This window comes from Stenotrophomonas sp. PA-6-5C (assembly GCF_021605635.1).
Taxonomy (GTDB): domain Bacteria; phylum Pseudomonadota; class Gammaproteobacteria; order Xanthomonadales; family Xanthomonadaceae; genus Stenotrophomonas; species Stenotrophomonas lactitubi.
In genome coordinates, this window is record NZ_WKEE01000011.1 from 26,858 (window position 1) to 40,540 (window position 13,683).

Consider the following 13,683-nt stretch of genomic DNA (forward strand, 5'->3'; position numbering starts at 1 on the left):
ACGGCCAGTTACTCCAGCTCTTCCGGAGCGGCCGGTTCGTCACCGAGGACGCCAGCATCCTGGTAGTCCTTGGCCTCGTCCCAGGTCATCTCGATCCATGCCGGCGGCTTGATGACCACGCCGTTGTGCTTGAACGGGCTGAGCACTTCGAAGCACCAAGTGCTCGGCGCATCATCGTCACCAGCTGTGGCGGTAGCAGATGCAGCAGCATCGAGAGACGCAGCATCAGGCGCAAACGCTTCCGCTCCGTTGCCGACGTCCTGATCAGCCGCTGCCTGACCGCCCTGGGCCTGGTCCACTGCGGCTCCATTGGCTGCGGAGACGGCCGACGAGGCGGACTCTGGTTCGCCGCGGCCTTCCTCCGGCACCGAACCGTCCTTTACCGGCGACGCGTCGGCCGCCTTCTCTTCCGTGACCGCCGGCGCATCGGCCGGCTTGTCGTCCTGGACGGTCTTGGGTGCGCTGGGCGGTGCGGTGCGGGGCTTGGCCACGACGAGATCTCCGAATAGGTGTGGTGCCGTGCTCTCCGGCTGTCACGCATGGTTTTGCTGTGCTTCGCACGGCCAGGTCCCGCGTTCGCCTGGTGCTGCCGCTCGCTGGGTTGTACGGGTAAAGCGGCAACTACGCCGACTATCCTTCGCCGACGCCAGTCATTAGTTGCCTGCACCGCTGATCAGATAGCCGGCGGCCATGCCGGCCAGGACCGGGGTGGCATCGTTGCTGACCCCATAGATCCAGCTCTTGGCGCTGTTGTCCCAGTAGGGAACTTCGACCAGGGGCATGCCTTCGATGCGATAGCCATAGCCATAGCTAGGCTCCTCGACGTTGGCGTTCACGTCAGCGCCCGGGCTGACGTAGGCGAGAACAGCCGAATTACCCCATACATCACCGAATGCGCCATTGTCATCGGCCACCACGCCTCCGCCGACGACAATGTTGTCGATCTCGAAAACCTGCTTGAGCAGATCCAGGGTGACCTTGCGAATGCCGGTGCTGGCCGAGCGATCAATCAGCTTCGGATGCTGCTTGAGCTGCTTGAACGCCTTGGCAGACAACAGCATGGTGTTGGGATACAGGCCGATGCTGTCTCGCACCGCTTCCTTGCCGGTTTCCACATCCTGCGCCGGATTGGAGGCGGCGTTGGACCACACGTTGTTGCCAGCCAGCGCGACTTTGTGGTCGTTGTCGTAGTTGGCTGCATTGGTGGCGATCTTGGCGCTGTCCACCTCATATTCCAGCAGCAGCGAGCGCAGCACGATGTTCACGGCCCGGGTGCTCAGGTTGATCCCCGGCACCTGGCTCGCATCTCGCATGTGTTCACGCGGCACCGGCGCTTCCAGTGCGCTCGGGACGATGGCGTACGGCTTGCCCTCATAGCCGAAGCGGATGCGCTTGGTGTTGGCACCGGGGGCACGCTTGGCGTTGTAGATCTTGAAGGATTCCTTGCCGAACTCGATCACCTGGCCGCCATAGGCGGCGACGTCGGCGAAGGGGAACAGCGCGGTGGCCACGAGCTGCGCCTGACGGTAGCCACGGGCGTGCTCGGAAAGGATCGGGTCAACGACACGAACCTGGCCGGGGGTCATCTGTGCGGACATGTAAATCTCCTGCGGCGCTAGCCGGTCAGTTCGGGATGAGGATCACTTCGAGGACGTCACCGTCAGCGACCGCTGTGGCGCCGGGGGCGGCGCGGGCAACGACCTTGCCCGCGTCAGCCGTGACGGCCTTGCCGTCAGCGCCAACCTCAATGGCAGCGCCCGCAGCAATGGCGGCACCCGCGGTCACCTGGGTCGTGCCCAGTACGTCAACCGGAGCGAGTTGTCCGATCACTGCATCTGAGCGCGTGACGCCATAGGCGTTGCCGCCGGCAGCGGCGACGCCACCAGACGGCGAGACGAAGCGGTTGTGGGTGAGTGCTGCTGTGGCCTGCACGGACAGCGTGAGCAGAGCGATGTTCTGGGACATGGTGGGCTCCTGGATGGGAAGGTCAGCCGCCGACCGCGGCGACCGCAGCCGCCCAGGACGTGCCGGGGTGCTGCTGCTGATAGGCCTTGGCCTTGTTGAACAGATCCGCGCGGCCGGCGTCGACATGCGTCCCAGGAGGGGCAGCGAAATTCGCGGCTGTGCTGGGTGCGTCGCCGCCAGACTTCTCACTGAAGTCCACCGCCTTGGGCAGGCTGGTGAGCAATTCGCGCAGCACCGATTCGGCCGGCTTGGACACCGTCGTTTCACCCTCGGCGAAGTTCAGCGGCTCCTTGCCATTGGGCTGAGCCAGCAGCAGTTCCACCACGGCCGGCTGCTGGCGCGGCAGCAGCTTGCCTTCCTTGACCAGGCCTTCGGCGAACGCCACTGCGTCTTCGCGTCGCGCGGCCTGTTCACGGGCGGCGAGGGCCTTCTCGCGAGCGTCCAGGGTGGAAGCCTGCTGGTCGAGCTGCTGCTGACGCTGCGTGTGCTCGGCGTTGTTCTGCTGGGACATGGGGTCGATCTCCGATTTGACCTGTTCACGAGTGGGAGGCGGTGCCTGGACGGGCGCAGGTGCACCGTGGGCGCTGCGCGGGAACTGGGTGAGCAATGGCGAGGCGAAGAGGGCCGACGTACGCGAGTTGTCGTCATCGCGTGTGCTGCTCTCGATGCCGCGGATCTGCCAGTCCGGAATGACCTGGTCGGCTGTCTCCAGACCTTGGGTATCGATCAGCCAGTCGCGGAAGCGGCGGAACAGATCCGTCAACGTCCAGCCCAGCGGGGCCAGCGACATGGCAAAGCAGGCAGCGTCATCGCCTTCGGCGAACGAGGCCGACTTGAGGCCTTTCACTGCCGGCGGCTGCGCGCCCAGGAAGCCGATGTGGCGCAGGTAGTACTTGCCCGGCGTCGGGTTGCCTGGCGAATCGGGCATGAAGATGGAGGCGCTGATTTTCTTGAAGCGGCCGTTGTTGGCCAGCTCCGCGAAGGCAGGATCAACCTGGTGCGGTTCAGCCATCAGGAGGCCGTCCTTGGCCTGAAGCGCTTTGCCCCAGCCATAGGCCGGATCGTCGGTCTTGGGATGGCCCACCACGATGGGCGCTTCATGCAGCGCTGGGTCGTAGCTGTCGGCGATCTGCTGCACATCCGCGTCGCTGAATGTCAGCGTGCGGCCGTCTTCGGCAATATGCGTGCCGGCTTTGAAGATCTGCAGGGTGGCGGCGGGCTGGTTCATGCCGCCAGTTTTCCCGCGCCAGAGATCGCTGTCTTTGAAACTGGTTTCCAACTTTCGAGGGCGGCAGCGGACTGGCTCATGCCCTCCTTTTTCCCGCAGTACCGTCTCACGTCTTGGGACGGTGCGCTGCAGAGAATTTCAACCACTGATGCGCGTTGCGCGTGCGTTGATCGCCCTACGTGGAAACAGGTGCCAGTATCGGCCGCAGAGGCGTGTCAGACACCAAGAGGCTATGGGTGACGCCCGAGTGTGGCAGCGCGCCTACAGCAGCGCGCAGAGCGCCGCTTATGCGCGAGCTACCTGAAGGTGCCGCTCACGTGATCTTGAGCGATATCCAGCAGCTCTTTCTCATCCTCGCGACTGACGCCAAGCCAAGGGCGAGCAGCGATGGTGTTCGTATAAGCGGGCATCGTGATCGAGCGTTTGTAGCGCGCATTCTTGCGATTGGCTTTGACGAACCGGCTACCGCCTTTGCCAGTCTTCAGGTGGATCTTGGCCGGGCGCGCCGCGTGACGGATGGTGCCGCCGAACTGATGGATGGCGCCATAGGGCGCATTGGTGCCAACCAGGACGGCCTCATTCCCATCCGTTTGCCACGATGCCATGTCGCCGAGCATGTGGAAGTCAAACTTCAGAATCGGGACGCCAGGGCGCTTCTTCTGCTTCCAGCGCTTGTAGCTTGGCTCCAGTGCACGCCATCGCTGTCCGGTCGGATCACGCTCCTTTTTGGCTCGCTCGCGTGTCGACCTCAGCAGGTACTCGCCCCAGTCTCTCAGGATCAGTTGCCGGGCTTCGCCTTCCAGCTGGCGCAGCGCATCAGCCAGCGCAGGTGTTGCCGAATCCAGGGTGACTTCGAGCTGCGCCATCAGAGTGCTCCCTGCAGCAGCTGCAGCGTGCCATCGGCGACGCTGCGCTTGAGATCAGAAGGCATCAGCATCTGCAGCTGGGGCTGGATGGTGCTGACGCCCGTTTCCGAGATGGCCACGTCGACCACCATGAAGGCCGGACGCCCCACCGCAAGGACATACCGCAGGTGGCCTGCGGCCACGTCCAATAGGATGGCCACTGCATCGAGCAGGCGGATAGGCAGCTCGGCTGCGGCGATGGCGACCGCGCCAGGCCGAGTGATGGGGAGCTGCTCAGCCAACACTGCAAAGGCGGCTGTCGCTGGGCGGACGGCGGCACGCTGGAGCTGCGAAACCAGCGCGGGAGATAGTGCGCCGGCCAGGTAGCGGGCAGCGTGAGCAGCATCGGCATCAATGCTGGCCAGCCAGCTGGCATAGCCGGCCTGCAGCGCATCCTTGGCGCGCGGCCGCGCCAAGGCCTGGGCGGCACTGGTCGCAGCGGGCGCCGCTGGCAGCAGCGCGCCCGTCTCCAGTGCATTCTGCAGGGCGGAGGTCAGTTGCCCGGTCAGCGATGGCGGTGTTGCCGGACCACCACGGCCACTGGGCCAGTGATCGGCCGTAGCACCTGGCGCGTAGCCGAAGCCAGGATCGACGCCTGCCGGCGTCAACACCGTGCGCGGCCCACCGGGACTGCGCTGCCCGACCATCACCGACTGCATCACGATCTCTGGCGCCGTGTCGGGGCCGTCCTTGCCCAAGCGGCGCAGGTCGCGCTCGTTGAGCGCATCGACATAGCACTGGCAGCCCCAGCCGTTGGCCGGATAGTGGTAGCGCCACCACGGATCGTCATGGCGCAGCACCAGGCCATTCCAGGACACGTGCAGCGGCCGAGGGTGCTCGACGGCATCGTTGTGGTTGTAACGCCAGAATGGCCGCACCTTGATCAGCTGTTGCAGCTGGGCCCAGCGCCCGGCGTTGTAGCTCTGGCGCAGGTTGGTCTCGTAGATCACCCGCGAGCGCCAGTTCCGACCGCCCTTGTAGTCCCAGCCGTGCGTGGCCACGATCCGATCGAAGTCTTCGCGGAACTGCTCCAGCGTGCGGCCTTCGGCGATGACACGGTCGATGGACTGCCGGAAGTCGGCCAACAGTGCATCACGGTTGGCGCCAGCCACCATGAAGCTGGTGTCGTGCTCGGCCTCCCATACGTCCAGGTAGCTCTCGGTGAGCACGTTCTTCTTGCGGCGGAAGAACTCGATCTGCTCCTGGAACGGCAGTTGAGCGTAAGCAACGCCTGCCATTGATCAGTCTCCCGCGCCCTGGACGTCGGTACGGCCGGCCAGCGTCGCTGCCGTCATCGCATCGGCCATCACCGAGGCGTAGTCGTCCAGGGTCATGTTCGGATGAAGCTCGAACAGCCGGTCGCGCAGCTCCTCCAGCGAATCGACCTCATCGACCAGCTGGCGGATCTGCTCCACCCAGCCACTGCCAATGGGCGATAGCTTCCGATCAAGCTGCCGGCCCAGGCCGACGGCAGGATCAGGCGCCTTTGGGGTGCTGTCGGCAAAGGCCGCCGGATAGTGTCGGCGCAGCAAGCTGACCACCGCACCGCCTGCATCGGCGAACTGGGCGCCATCGATCGCCGTCGGCCCCACAGGCGGCTCCTGCTGCGCCTGGGCCGGCTCGTAGTTGTCCCCATAGGTCTGGTCCATGTAGACCTGCTTGGGCTTGTAGCCCAGGTCGAGGATCTTCTTGTCACGGCTGGCGGTGGCGTCCAGATCCTCCGGCTCTTCCGTGACGCGGTAGACCCGTGGGATGGCCGCGCCGGGGAAGTTCCATTCGGTGAGCCAGCGCGCCGGCCCCTTGTTGAAGGACTCGCACACCAGGTCGGCATCGGAGGTGATGATGTCGCGGCGCACCTCCCGCTGCAGCTGGTCGTTGCCCAGCTTGCCGGGTGTGCCTTGGGTGCTGGCAGTCTGGCCCAGCACGACCTTCTGGATCGTGGCATCCATGTAATCCTGCAGGGCCTTGTAGTCGGCCGTGCCACTGCGCCCGGCCTCCAGCAGCGCCAGCTCCATGCCCTTGGGCATGATGATGCCGCTGTCGGTCTGGATCGCGCGGGTGGCCTGCAGCAGCTTGGCCTTCTCAGGATCGGTTGCCTCGGTGTCGTACTTGCCCACTGCGGTGGGCATGCCGAACTTCTCCAGAAAGATCAGCCAGAACTTGAGGCCATTGCGCTTGAACAGCACCGGCCAGTACAGCCAGTGCGCCAGGCCCAGGCCGTAGGGCTCATCGTCATGGTCAGCACCCGAACAGAAGTTCCAGAAGTACGGCGCGAGCGCCGGCACGCCCTCCGTCATCTGCATCTGGGTGAGCAGGCGCAGATCGCCTTCCTTGCCATAGCGGAAGCGTCGGCGATTGCGGACCTTGATCGCCTCAAGGCCGATGCGGGTGCCGTCGACCTTGTACAGGATCTCGGCCACGCCATAGCCATAGAACACGCCAAACAGCATCTTGCGGGTAACGTTGTCCCAGCCGATCCCGTGCAGCTGCTCCTGCAGATACTCTGCCGCCTGGCGGTCGATGCGCTTCTCGCCGCCAGGCTCCACCTGCCATTCGCAGGCCACCACCGAATCCTGGCGCGAGCCGAAGGTGGTTTTCACCTCCGGATCGGACAGCACCTGCTCGTAGATCTGCAGGTCATAGCCGCCCCGATTGCGCAGCACGCTATCGAAGGGCAGCAGCAGTGGCCCGGTGTAGCCACGGGTAATGTCGATGCCATCGGCGGTGGTGGCAATCTCGCGGCCGATCTCTGGGCGGGCGATGGTCATACGAATCCTCCAAAATCATTGCCGCCGCTGACGGTGCCGAAGGCATCATCGGTCACGACGGTGGCCACGCCGTCAGCCCGGCCATCGCCGATGTAGGCGCGAGCGCCGGCCGCCTGGAACTCAATGGGCACCGAGGTGACGTGGTTGAGCGCTGCAAACTGCATCAGGGCGCCGGCGATCGCACCGTCGCCGTGACGAATCAGATCAGGTTCCTGAAGGTCCTTCCGTTCCAGACGCGGCACCATCGGGATGCCGTCGACGTACTCCACCGCGCGGTGGTCGTCTTCCAGGGACGCGTCCCTGGGAAGGCTGATGAAGCCGTCTTCGAACAACGCGATGTACTTGGGCATCCATTCGGCGTACCACGGCCGCGACAGGGTGACCTCATGGATCGGGCCGCCGCTGTATCGCCCCGTCTCCGCATCGAGCTCGGCCCGGCCGTAGCGGTCGCCGGTGTATTCCATCAAGGTCTGGCCCGGGCCTGTGGCGTCGCCAGCGAACGACCAGCGCCCAGGGAATCCTTCCTTCAGCGCGTCCAGCAGCGCCCACAGGATCTGCTCCTGCTGGCGGGTGGGCGCATTGGCCATCTCGATCAGGAATGGCACGTCCCGCCGCAGATCCTGGCCAACCTTGGCCGGGGTGATCACGGAAAAGTGACGGTGGCGCGCGAAGTCCATGCCGATCGCCCAGCGCCCGGTGAAGCCGGCGATCGCCGCGCGTAGCGTCGGCAGCAGTGTGGTGGCGATCCAGACCGCGCACCAGATCTCGCGTTCCTTCTCCGAGCGCCTGGGGAAGTCGTCATCGAAGACCAGGCGCAGTACTGGCCGGGCCTCGGGCATGGCCCGGTCGATCCAGACAGAGGGGATGGCCGAGCCATCGCCATCGCGCGGGATGACGTCCAGTTCCTCGCGCATGGCGGCCTTGCGCGGGCCATAGGCCGAGCGGATGGCGGTGTACCACTCCTTCTTGCCTTCGGCGGTGGCCACCTTGCCGCGCATGGCGCAAACCCGCTCGTACAGCCCGTTGGACACCGCATCATCGAAGCTGATGCGGATGACCCCGGCCTTCTTGCCGTAGCGGCCGGCCTGGACGTCCTGCACCAGCTGATTGAACGGGTTCTTCTTGCCGCGGTGGGTGGACCACACGCGGATGCGGCCGCCCCAGATCAGCAGGGCGGTGGCCGACTCGAGCACCTTGGCCACATCCTTGTGCAGCGCCGCTTCGTCCAGGTCGACCACACCCTGCAGGCCGTGGATGTTCTCTGGGCGCGAGGACAGTGCCGTGATACGGAAACCACTGGCGAAGCGAACCCGGAACGCCTGGATCTGCCGACTGGTGCCATCGGGTTGCTGGTCCTGGAAGATGTGCTGCTCAATCCTTGACGCCTGGCCCTGGGCAATGATCGGCGCGAACTTGGCCACGTAGCCGATGAACTCCAGACCCTTTTCCTTGGTGTCGGCCATGTACCACACGTTGTCGCCGCCGGCGTCCTTGGCAGAGGCTGCGGTGATGGTGTCGCTCAACGCCTGGGCGAAGGTGATGCCGGTACGACGCCCCTTCTCGCAGACCGCGATATCCAGCCCTTCCTGCATCCGGATCCATTCGGACTGATGGGCCATCAGCACGCCAGCCTTGCTGGGGTCAAAGTTGGCCGAGATCGAGCGCACGCTCTCAGGCAGCTCATCCCAGTCCAGGACGCGCTCGGTATCCGGTAGGGGACCCAGTGCACTCACTTAGCCGACTCCATGCAGCACCTTGTTGCGCCAGAACTCCACGCCCTCAGCGTCTAGGCCCTTTGCCCGTGCAGCCTCCTCGACCCGGCTGGCCGCGTCGACCAGCGCCTTCTGGCGGATTTCGCCGGCCCATTTCTCTCGCACGATGGAAGATCGGGTCAGCTCGGCAATGGCCTTGGCCGCCTTGCTGTACAGCGCAATGCGATCGGCGGGGGAAATGCTCTCATCGTCCTGGTCGGCAGCCTCCTGAAACTGCAGCAGTGCTTCGAACAGGTCGGTCTGCAGCAGGCCCATCAGCGCGCTGCCGCGCTCGGCGGCATTGTCCGGCGCCTGCTCGGCCACCAGCTTCATGGCTTCGGTGCTGGCGCTGATCGAGGCCAGGCGGCGCTTGAGCCGCTTGGCCCGCTCGTTGACGGTGGTCTTGCTGATCTCATAGCCCTGCTCGCCGAGCCATTCGGACAGCGAGATGCTGCCGCCGAAGGCATTGGCGACCAGGCGCCGATCCAGTTCGTCGCGCACCTCGGCCGGCAATAGGTCGATCTTGCTCACGGGAGGCATGGGATCACCAGTACTTCGGTGGGCGCGCGATGCCCGGCCCGCAGTCGATGCTGTACTCGACAATATCCACACCGTGGCGCGTCAGCTCAGCCGACCACGGCCCCGAAGGGGATTTGGTGATGTCGATCAGGCGACGGGTGCCCAGGTAGTCCAGCTCCCGGCGAACCTCCAGCGCTGTGGCATCCGGGTACATGTCCTGGGCGGCGCCGGCCAGGACCGCTTCACCGATCGGATAGGGGCGTGAGCGATCCAGCACCAGCAGCATCAGCCAGCGCAGCTGCTCCCGGCGCAGCTTGCCCAGATCCGGGCCTTGATTTCCGTGACTCACGGCGTGTTCCCCTTGCTTTGCATGTTCGTGATCTTCGAGGCCACTGCATCGAGCTTTGCCTCGATGACGCTCTGTCCGCGGGCATAGTCCTCGCGGCGGACGTAATCCTTCGCAACTTCTAGCCGGAAGTCGGTGAGGTGACTCTCAACCTCGCGCCAGCGCTTGCTGTCGTTGATCAGGATCGCCAGCTGCTGATCAGTGCGTTGTTGCAGTTGGTTGACCAACCAGCGGCCGCCGGCGATCAGGCCGCCGAGCAGCGTGATGCCGATGCCGGCGAACCACACCAGGTAGAGCGGCTGTACTTCAACGATCATGGGTTGGTCTCGACGGGAGGGCGCTGTCCGGTGAGGACGCCGATGACGTTTTGGCAGGAGCGGACGTGGTCTTCAGCTTCGGTGACGATTTGAAGAGCAGCGCCTGCAACCTCTGGACGTAGTTGGGCGCTCGCATCACGTTCGACGGCGCCAGAGACGGCTTGGGACAGGCGGGCGGTGTGACAGGTGGCGAGGTCGTCGCGCAGCTGGAGATTGCCAGCGCGCAAGTCAGCCACAACAGCAGCAGGGATGGACGCGGACGCCTCCCGATCATCTTCATGTTCGTCTCCGATCTGAGCCATTTCCCTGGCCTGGGTATGCTCGGTGTCGCGAGCACTGCGCTCGCTTTCCAGCTGCGATTGAAGCGTGGTCACGCGCTGCTGCGTCCTGGTATCACGGGCCTGCGCATCCAGGGCATTGCCGCGATAGAGAAGTGCTGCGGCAATGGCGACCAGCAGGAGCACCAGCAGCAGGGCGACCGTTGCGGTCAGGGTGCGGACCATCAGTACCGGCCCTCGCACATCGCACGCTCAGCGGTACGGCGGCGCTCCAATCCCTTATAGGACTTGCCGCCGGCATTGGCCCAGTTGCTCAGCTGGGCACATGCGAGGTCCCAGCGGCCTTGATTGGCGTAGACGCGGATCCGCGGCTGCTGACCGTTGCGCAGCGTGCACAGGCCGTCCTTGACGCCAGCACCACCCGGACCGACGTTGAAGGCGAACGACGTCAGGGCGGCCGCCTGGTAGTCCGTCATCGGCACCTTGATGCAACTCTGCACGGTGTTCCAGGCGACGCCGAGGTCCGACTGGAGCAGACGCTCGCATTCGGCGCGGGTGTAGGTGCGCTGTTCTACCTTGGCCGTATGGCCGTAGCAGACCGTCAGCTTGCCGACGACATCACGATAGGGCTGGGCCGAGTAGCCCTCGAAGGGCTGCACCAACCCGAGCAGCAACGCCAGCATGGTTGCCAGCATTCCGCCCGCGATGGGCAGTGCCTTGTTACCGGGTTGCTCTGCTGCCATGCGCCATCTCCAGGGAAAGATGGCCGACGGGCAGACGAGGATGCCCGCCGGCCAGGTGCGCCATGCGCACACCAAACCGATGGGCAGAGTTTCAGTCTTTGACTGATCGTCGTCTTTGAAACTGGTTTCGAGGAACCTCACGCGCGCGCGTGAGAGTGTGGGCTTTCATTGCGATCAACATCACAACGGGCGGACCGTCAGATCTCGATCGCCCCGAGTCAGTCTGGAACAGCTCGTGAATTCACTTGGTTCTGTTGCCTGTGCGCGTGCTCGGCAGCAGGCTGACTGAAAAGCCTCTCGAGGTCCTCAGGCGGGAGCTGGATGCCATCCATTTGGAAAATTCTCTGGAATGTTCCATCAGTATTGAAGACCAGGATGACCTGCTTACTGGAGCTGCGCACATTGCCAGTCCAAAGACTGGCTTTCGACTGGATGTATTGCCAGGTGTAGCCAGTAGCGCCGCTTGCCCCAACCGACGATCGCAGTGGCGGCGCTTCCAAGAGGGCGGACGCCTCGCTCAGCGTTGTTTTTCCGATGACTAGATGCTTGAGATTCTGGTCTTTGAAGTCCTGGCCAATTACCGCCTTTGCACCGAGCAAGACCAACAGAACCACAAGCAAAAAAACCAACTTCTTCATGAAGCCTCCTTGTCCGATTTGAATTCTGCGCATTGAAAAATGCGCCCTTTTAAGCTCACTAGCAGGTCATCTACGGACTCAGGTCTTTGGCTTACGCAGTCCCCGAGAAGACCCTTCTTGGGTTTCCTTTGCCAGCAGTGCAGTCAGCATGTTCAAGGCCATTACGCGACCGGGATCGGACAGCGCCCAGAACGTATCCACCACGTCATTGAACTGCTCTATCTCAGTGTTCGTCATGCCGGGGCGCGCGATGCTGCGTTGCCCCGTCAGCACGTAAAGCGGATCCACTCCCGCATCGGCAAGCGCAGCCAGCTTGGCGGCAGGAGGGCTGGATGCATCTCTTTGCCAATCAATCACGGTGTTCTTCTTCGCGCCAGCGAGTTCTGCGAACTCAGGCAGCGTGAGGCCCAAGCGTTCCCGCTCACTCTTAAGACGGGTTCCGATCGTCATACGAAATTCCATGCCATATGTGTTGACAGGCACGGAAATCCGTACCATGATTACTTCCACTGGCAGCGCCCAAAGCAGCCAACCAATGGAACAAGGATCAAAGGATACACGCGATGAGCGAACCCGCCCCCAGCCTGGATCTTCACCTCAAGGTCCGCACCGCCTTCGTTGGCAAGGGCACCAGTCTCCGCGGCTGGTGCATGGAGAACGGCGTCCCGCCGCAGAACGCCCGAGACGTCCTCATCGGACGCTGGAATGGCCCGAAGGGTCAGGCCCTGCGGCGCCGGCTGCTGAAGGCCGCAGGCCTGAGTGCTTCCGCATGAGCACCGCCGGCCGCCCCCTAGACGAAGTGCCGACCCGCGAACTGGAGCTCTTGCTTGCCTCGGCCCGTGACCAGTACGCCACCGCCGTGAACAACTGGCAGCGCGCCGTCGAGTCGGAAGATCCGCTGGCGCTCACCCTGCCGCTGGCCGGCGCCGTTGACGCAGCCGACCGCCGCGCCGTCCGGATCCTGAGGGAGCTGGCGCGCCGCCAGCAGGACGCTGCGGCATGAGCGAGCAGAGCATCTTCACCCGACTGCTGTTCACCCTGGCCGGGCACAGCCGCACCGGTCTGCGCCTGAAGCCCATTGCCGACGGCATCGGCGAATCACCCAGCACCACGCTGCGCAACCTGCAGCGCCTGGCCGAGGACGGCCTGGTCGAACGCTCCCCCTTCGATCAGGACAACTGGCGCCTGTCCCCCCGAATTGTCCAGATCGCCCTGGCCCATCAAGCCGAGGTGGCTCGTGAAGAGCGGCAACTGGACGACTTCAAGAACCGCTACAGCCGTAGCCCCAACTGATGACGAGGATCGAAATGGCAGAGAAGCAACCCAACAAGCGCGGCGCCAAGCCACTCGCCCAGGCTGAGCCGGTAGGCACGGAGCTGGATGCGGGAAAGCTGGTCGAGCGTAGCCAGGAACTGCAGGTGATGGCGCAGGCCGAAGCGCAGGTGAAGAGCCTGGCCACCACGCTGGGCTACGCGGGCGCCCTGGACACCGACTCGCTCTGGAGCATGGTCGAATACCGCCAACGCCGCTCCGTCGAGGACATCCTCGAAATGGGCCGGGGCCTGCTGCTCATCAAAGAGCAGACCGCGCATGGTGAGTTCCAGGAACAGATTGCCACGCGAGGATTCAACTACCGGACGGCGGCGCGCCTGATGACCGTCGCCCTGAAGTTCTCCAAAAGTGACACGGTGTCACTTTTGAAGGCCGCCGGTACCCAAGCCAAGGTTCTGGAACTGGCGGTTCTGGACGACGAAGACCTGCAGGCCCTCGAATCCGGCGAGTCGGTTGCTGGCATCACCGTGGACGATGTGGAGCGCATGAGCGCCAGCCAGCTGCGTGCCGCTTTGCGCGAAGCCAGGGCCGATGCCGACGCAAAAGATCAGCGCATCAACAAGTTGAGTGATGATCTGAACAAGGAATCTGAGAAGACCCTCAAGGCGCAGCACCGCTGGAAGGCCGCCACGCCCGACGAGCAACTGGTCGCACTCAAGCAGTCGGTCACCGAAGCCGAGCAGAACGTTCTGGCTGCCATCGGCAGCGAGGGCAGCGGCCTGCGCGCCTCCTTCCAGGCGTTGGCCGACTTCGCCTGTGACAACCACGTCGAAGAGGACGCAGCACGGTTCCTGAGCGACGTGATTGGCCGCCTCCTCACGTCGGTGCGCATCGCCCGCGACGATGAGGATCTGGCCATCGCGATCCCTGTCACCAACGACACGGGGATCTGA

The 13,683-nt window shown here is 64.3% G+C and carries 19 protein-coding genes; 4 read left to right on the forward strand and 15 right to left on the reverse strand.

The genetic code is table 11. The annotated features are described in order from the left end of the window. Positions 1 to 8: 8 nt before the first annotated feature. The 15 genes from GIW57_RS06680 to GIW57_RS06750 all read right to left on the reverse strand — a co-directional run bounded on the left by GIW57_RS06680 (position 9) and on the right by GIW57_RS06750 (position 11,908). A complete protein-coding gene (locus GIW57_RS06680; RefSeq protein ID WP_236509566.1) occupies positions 9 to 491 on the reverse strand; it encodes a hypothetical protein in 483 nt (160 codons plus the stop codon). Positions 492 to 653: 162 nt separating this feature from the next. Next, the gene (locus tag GIW57_RS06685; RefSeq protein ID WP_201016745.1) at positions 654 to 1,598 is read right to left on the reverse strand and encodes a hypothetical protein; all 945 of its coding nucleotides are present in this window, start codon (positions 1,596 to 1,598) and stop codon (positions 654 to 656) included. Positions 1,599 to 1,623: 25 nt separating this feature from the next. Continuing rightward, complete coding sequence (locus GIW57_RS06690) at positions 1,624 to 1,965, reverse strand: capsid cement protein (RefSeq protein WP_187362298.1); 342 nt, start codon at positions 1,963 to 1,965, stop codon at positions 1,624 to 1,626. 22 nt (positions 1,966 to 1,987) lie between these two features. After that, positions 1,988 to 3,193, reverse strand: a complete 1,206-nt coding sequence (locus GIW57_RS06695) for a hypothetical protein (RefSeq protein ID WP_236509568.1) — start codon at positions 3,191 to 3,193, stop codon at positions 1,988 to 1,990. A gap of 296 nt (positions 3,194 to 3,489) precedes the next feature. Continuing rightward, complete coding sequence (locus GIW57_RS06700; RefSeq protein ID WP_236509570.1) at positions 3,490 to 4,059, reverse strand: phage virion morphogenesis protein; 570 nt, start codon at positions 4,057 to 4,059, stop codon at positions 3,490 to 3,492. After that, positions 4,059 to 5,336, reverse strand: a complete 1,278-nt coding sequence (locus GIW57_RS06705) for a phage minor head protein (RefSeq protein WP_236509572.1) — start codon at positions 5,334 to 5,336, stop codon at positions 4,059 to 4,061. The genes GIW57_RS06700 and GIW57_RS06705 overlap by 1 nt, the downstream gene beginning before the upstream one ends. A gap of 3 nt (positions 5,337 to 5,339) precedes the next feature. Next, entirely contained in the window at positions 5,340 to 6,866 is a 1,527-nt protein-coding gene (locus GIW57_RS06710; protein WP_236509574.1) for a DUF935 family protein, read from the reverse strand. Continuing rightward, positions 6,863 to 8,599, reverse strand: coding sequence for a hypothetical protein (locus GIW57_RS06715; protein WP_236509575.1), 1,737 nt, complete (start codon positions 8,597 to 8,599; stop codon positions 6,863 to 6,865). Before GIW57_RS06715 ends, GIW57_RS06710 begins: the two co-directional genes overlap by 4 nt. Then, the gene (locus tag GIW57_RS06720) at positions 8,600 to 9,157 is read right to left on the reverse strand and encodes a DUF3486 family protein (RefSeq protein WP_065427937.1); all 558 of its coding nucleotides are present in this window, start codon (positions 9,155 to 9,157) and stop codon (positions 8,600 to 8,602) included. It abuts the gene before it with no gap. A 4-nt stretch (positions 9,158 to 9,161) separates the two neighbouring features. Then, complete coding sequence (locus tag GIW57_RS06725) at positions 9,162 to 9,485, reverse strand: hypothetical protein (RefSeq protein WP_236509577.1); 324 nt, start codon at positions 9,483 to 9,485, stop codon at positions 9,162 to 9,164. After that, entirely contained in the window at positions 9,482 to 9,799 is a 318-nt protein-coding gene (locus GIW57_RS06730; protein WP_008265891.1) for a hypothetical protein, read from the reverse strand. Before GIW57_RS06730 ends, GIW57_RS06725 begins: the two co-directional genes overlap by 4 nt. After that, on the reverse strand, positions 9,796 to 10,302 hold the full coding sequence (locus GIW57_RS06735) for a lysis system i-spanin subunit Rz (protein WP_236509583.1): 507 nt from the start codon (positions 10,300 to 10,302) through the stop codon (positions 9,796 to 9,798). Before GIW57_RS06735 ends, GIW57_RS06730 begins: the two co-directional genes overlap by 4 nt. Beyond that, positions 10,302 to 10,961, reverse strand: coding sequence for a lysozyme (locus GIW57_RS06740; RefSeq protein ID WP_159054930.1), 660 nt, complete (start codon positions 10,959 to 10,961; stop codon positions 10,302 to 10,304). The genes GIW57_RS06735 and GIW57_RS06740 overlap by 1 nt, the downstream gene beginning before the upstream one ends. 77 nt (positions 10,962 to 11,038) lie before the next feature. After that, a complete protein-coding gene (locus tag GIW57_RS06745) occupies positions 11,039 to 11,458 on the reverse strand; it encodes a hypothetical protein (RefSeq protein WP_236509585.1) in 420 nt (139 codons plus the stop codon). A 78-nt stretch (positions 11,459 to 11,536) separates the two neighbouring features. Further along, on the reverse strand, positions 11,537 to 11,908 hold the full coding sequence (locus tag GIW57_RS06750) for a helix-turn-helix domain-containing protein (protein WP_236509587.1): 372 nt from the start codon (positions 11,906 to 11,908) through the stop codon (positions 11,537 to 11,539). Positions 11,909 to 12,021: 113 nt separating this feature from the next. Between GIW57_RS06750 and GIW57_RS06755 the strand changes: the two genes are divergently transcribed. From GIW57_RS06755 to GIW57_RS06770, 4 genes are read left to right on the forward strand one after another with little or no spacing between them, the layout of a single operon-like run. Beyond that, complete coding sequence (locus GIW57_RS06755; RefSeq protein WP_024957605.1) at positions 12,022 to 12,231, forward strand: hypothetical protein; 210 nt, start codon at positions 12,022 to 12,024, stop codon at positions 12,229 to 12,231. Further along, the gene (locus GIW57_RS06760) at positions 12,228 to 12,461 is read left to right on the forward strand and encodes a hypothetical protein (RefSeq protein WP_111111866.1); all 234 of its coding nucleotides are present in this window, start codon (positions 12,228 to 12,230) and stop codon (positions 12,459 to 12,461) included. The genes GIW57_RS06755 and GIW57_RS06760 overlap by 4 nt, the downstream gene beginning before the upstream one ends. After that, on the forward strand, positions 12,458 to 12,751 hold the full coding sequence (locus tag GIW57_RS06765; RefSeq protein WP_111111865.1) for a helix-turn-helix domain-containing protein: 294 nt from the start codon (positions 12,458 to 12,460) through the stop codon (positions 12,749 to 12,751). The genes GIW57_RS06760 and GIW57_RS06765 overlap by 4 nt, the downstream gene beginning before the upstream one ends. A gap of 14 nt (positions 12,752 to 12,765) precedes the next feature. Beyond that, a complete protein-coding gene (locus tag GIW57_RS06770; RefSeq protein ID WP_236509589.1) occupies positions 12,766 to 13,683 on the forward strand; it encodes a DUF3102 domain-containing protein in 918 nt (305 codons plus the stop codon).

What these genes read in the sequence shown, in the direction of transcription:
- GIW57_RS06685 (WP_201016745.1), bottom strand. Translation starts at nt 1,598, where the DNA reads ATGTCCGCACAGATGACCCCCGGCCAGGTTCGTGTCGTTGACCCGATC.
- GIW57_RS06690 (WP_187362298.1), bottom strand. Translation starts at nt 1,965, where the DNA reads ATGTCCCAGAACATCGCTCTGCTCACGCTGTCCGTGCAGGCCACAGCA.
- GIW57_RS06695 (WP_236509568.1), bottom strand. Translation starts at nt 3,193, where the DNA reads ATGAACCAGCCCGCCGCCACCCTGCAGATCTTCAAAGCCGGCACGCAT.
- GIW57_RS06700 (WP_236509570.1), bottom strand. Translation starts at nt 4,059, where the DNA reads ATGGCGCAGCTCGAAGTCACCCTGGATTCGGCAACACCTGCGCTGGCT.
- GIW57_RS06705 (WP_236509572.1), bottom strand. Translation starts at nt 5,336, where the DNA reads ATGGCAGGCGTTGCTTACGCTCAACTGCCGTTCCAGGAGCAGATCGAG.
- GIW57_RS06710 (WP_236509574.1), bottom strand. Translation starts at nt 6,866, where the DNA reads ATGACCATCGCCCGCCCAGAGATCGGCCGCGAGATTGCCACCACCGCC.
- GIW57_RS06720 (WP_065427937.1), bottom strand. Translation starts at nt 9,157, where the DNA reads ATGCCTCCCGTGAGCAAGATCGACCTATTGCCGGCCGAGGTGCGCGAC.
- GIW57_RS06730 (WP_008265891.1), bottom strand. Translation starts at nt 9,799, where the DNA reads ATGATCGTTGAAGTACAGCCGCTCTACCTGGTGTGGTTCGCCGGCATC.
- GIW57_RS06735 (WP_236509583.1), bottom strand. Translation starts at nt 10,302, where the DNA reads ATGGTCCGCACCCTGACCGCAACGGTCGCCCTGCTGCTGGTGCTCCTG.
- GIW57_RS06745 (WP_236509585.1), bottom strand. Translation starts at nt 11,458, where the DNA reads ATGAAGAAGTTGGTTTTTTTGCTTGTGGTTCTGTTGGTCTTGCTCGGT.
- GIW57_RS06750 (WP_236509587.1), bottom strand. Translation starts at nt 11,908, where the DNA reads ATGACGATCGGAACCCGTCTTAAGAGTGAGCGGGAACGCTTGGGCCTC.
- GIW57_RS06755 (WP_024957605.1), top strand. Translation starts at nt 12,022, where the DNA reads ATGAGCGAACCCGCCCCCAGCCTGGATCTTCACCTCAAGGTCCGCACC.
- GIW57_RS06760 (WP_111111866.1), top strand. Translation starts at nt 12,228, where the DNA reads ATGAGCACCGCCGGCCGCCCCCTAGACGAAGTGCCGACCCGCGAACTG.
- GIW57_RS06765 (WP_111111865.1), top strand. Translation starts at nt 12,458, where the DNA reads ATGAGCGAGCAGAGCATCTTCACCCGACTGCTGTTCACCCTGGCCGGG.
- GIW57_RS06770 (WP_236509589.1), top strand. Translation starts at nt 12,766, where the DNA reads ATGGCAGAGAAGCAACCCAACAAGCGCGGCGCCAAGCCACTCGCCCAG.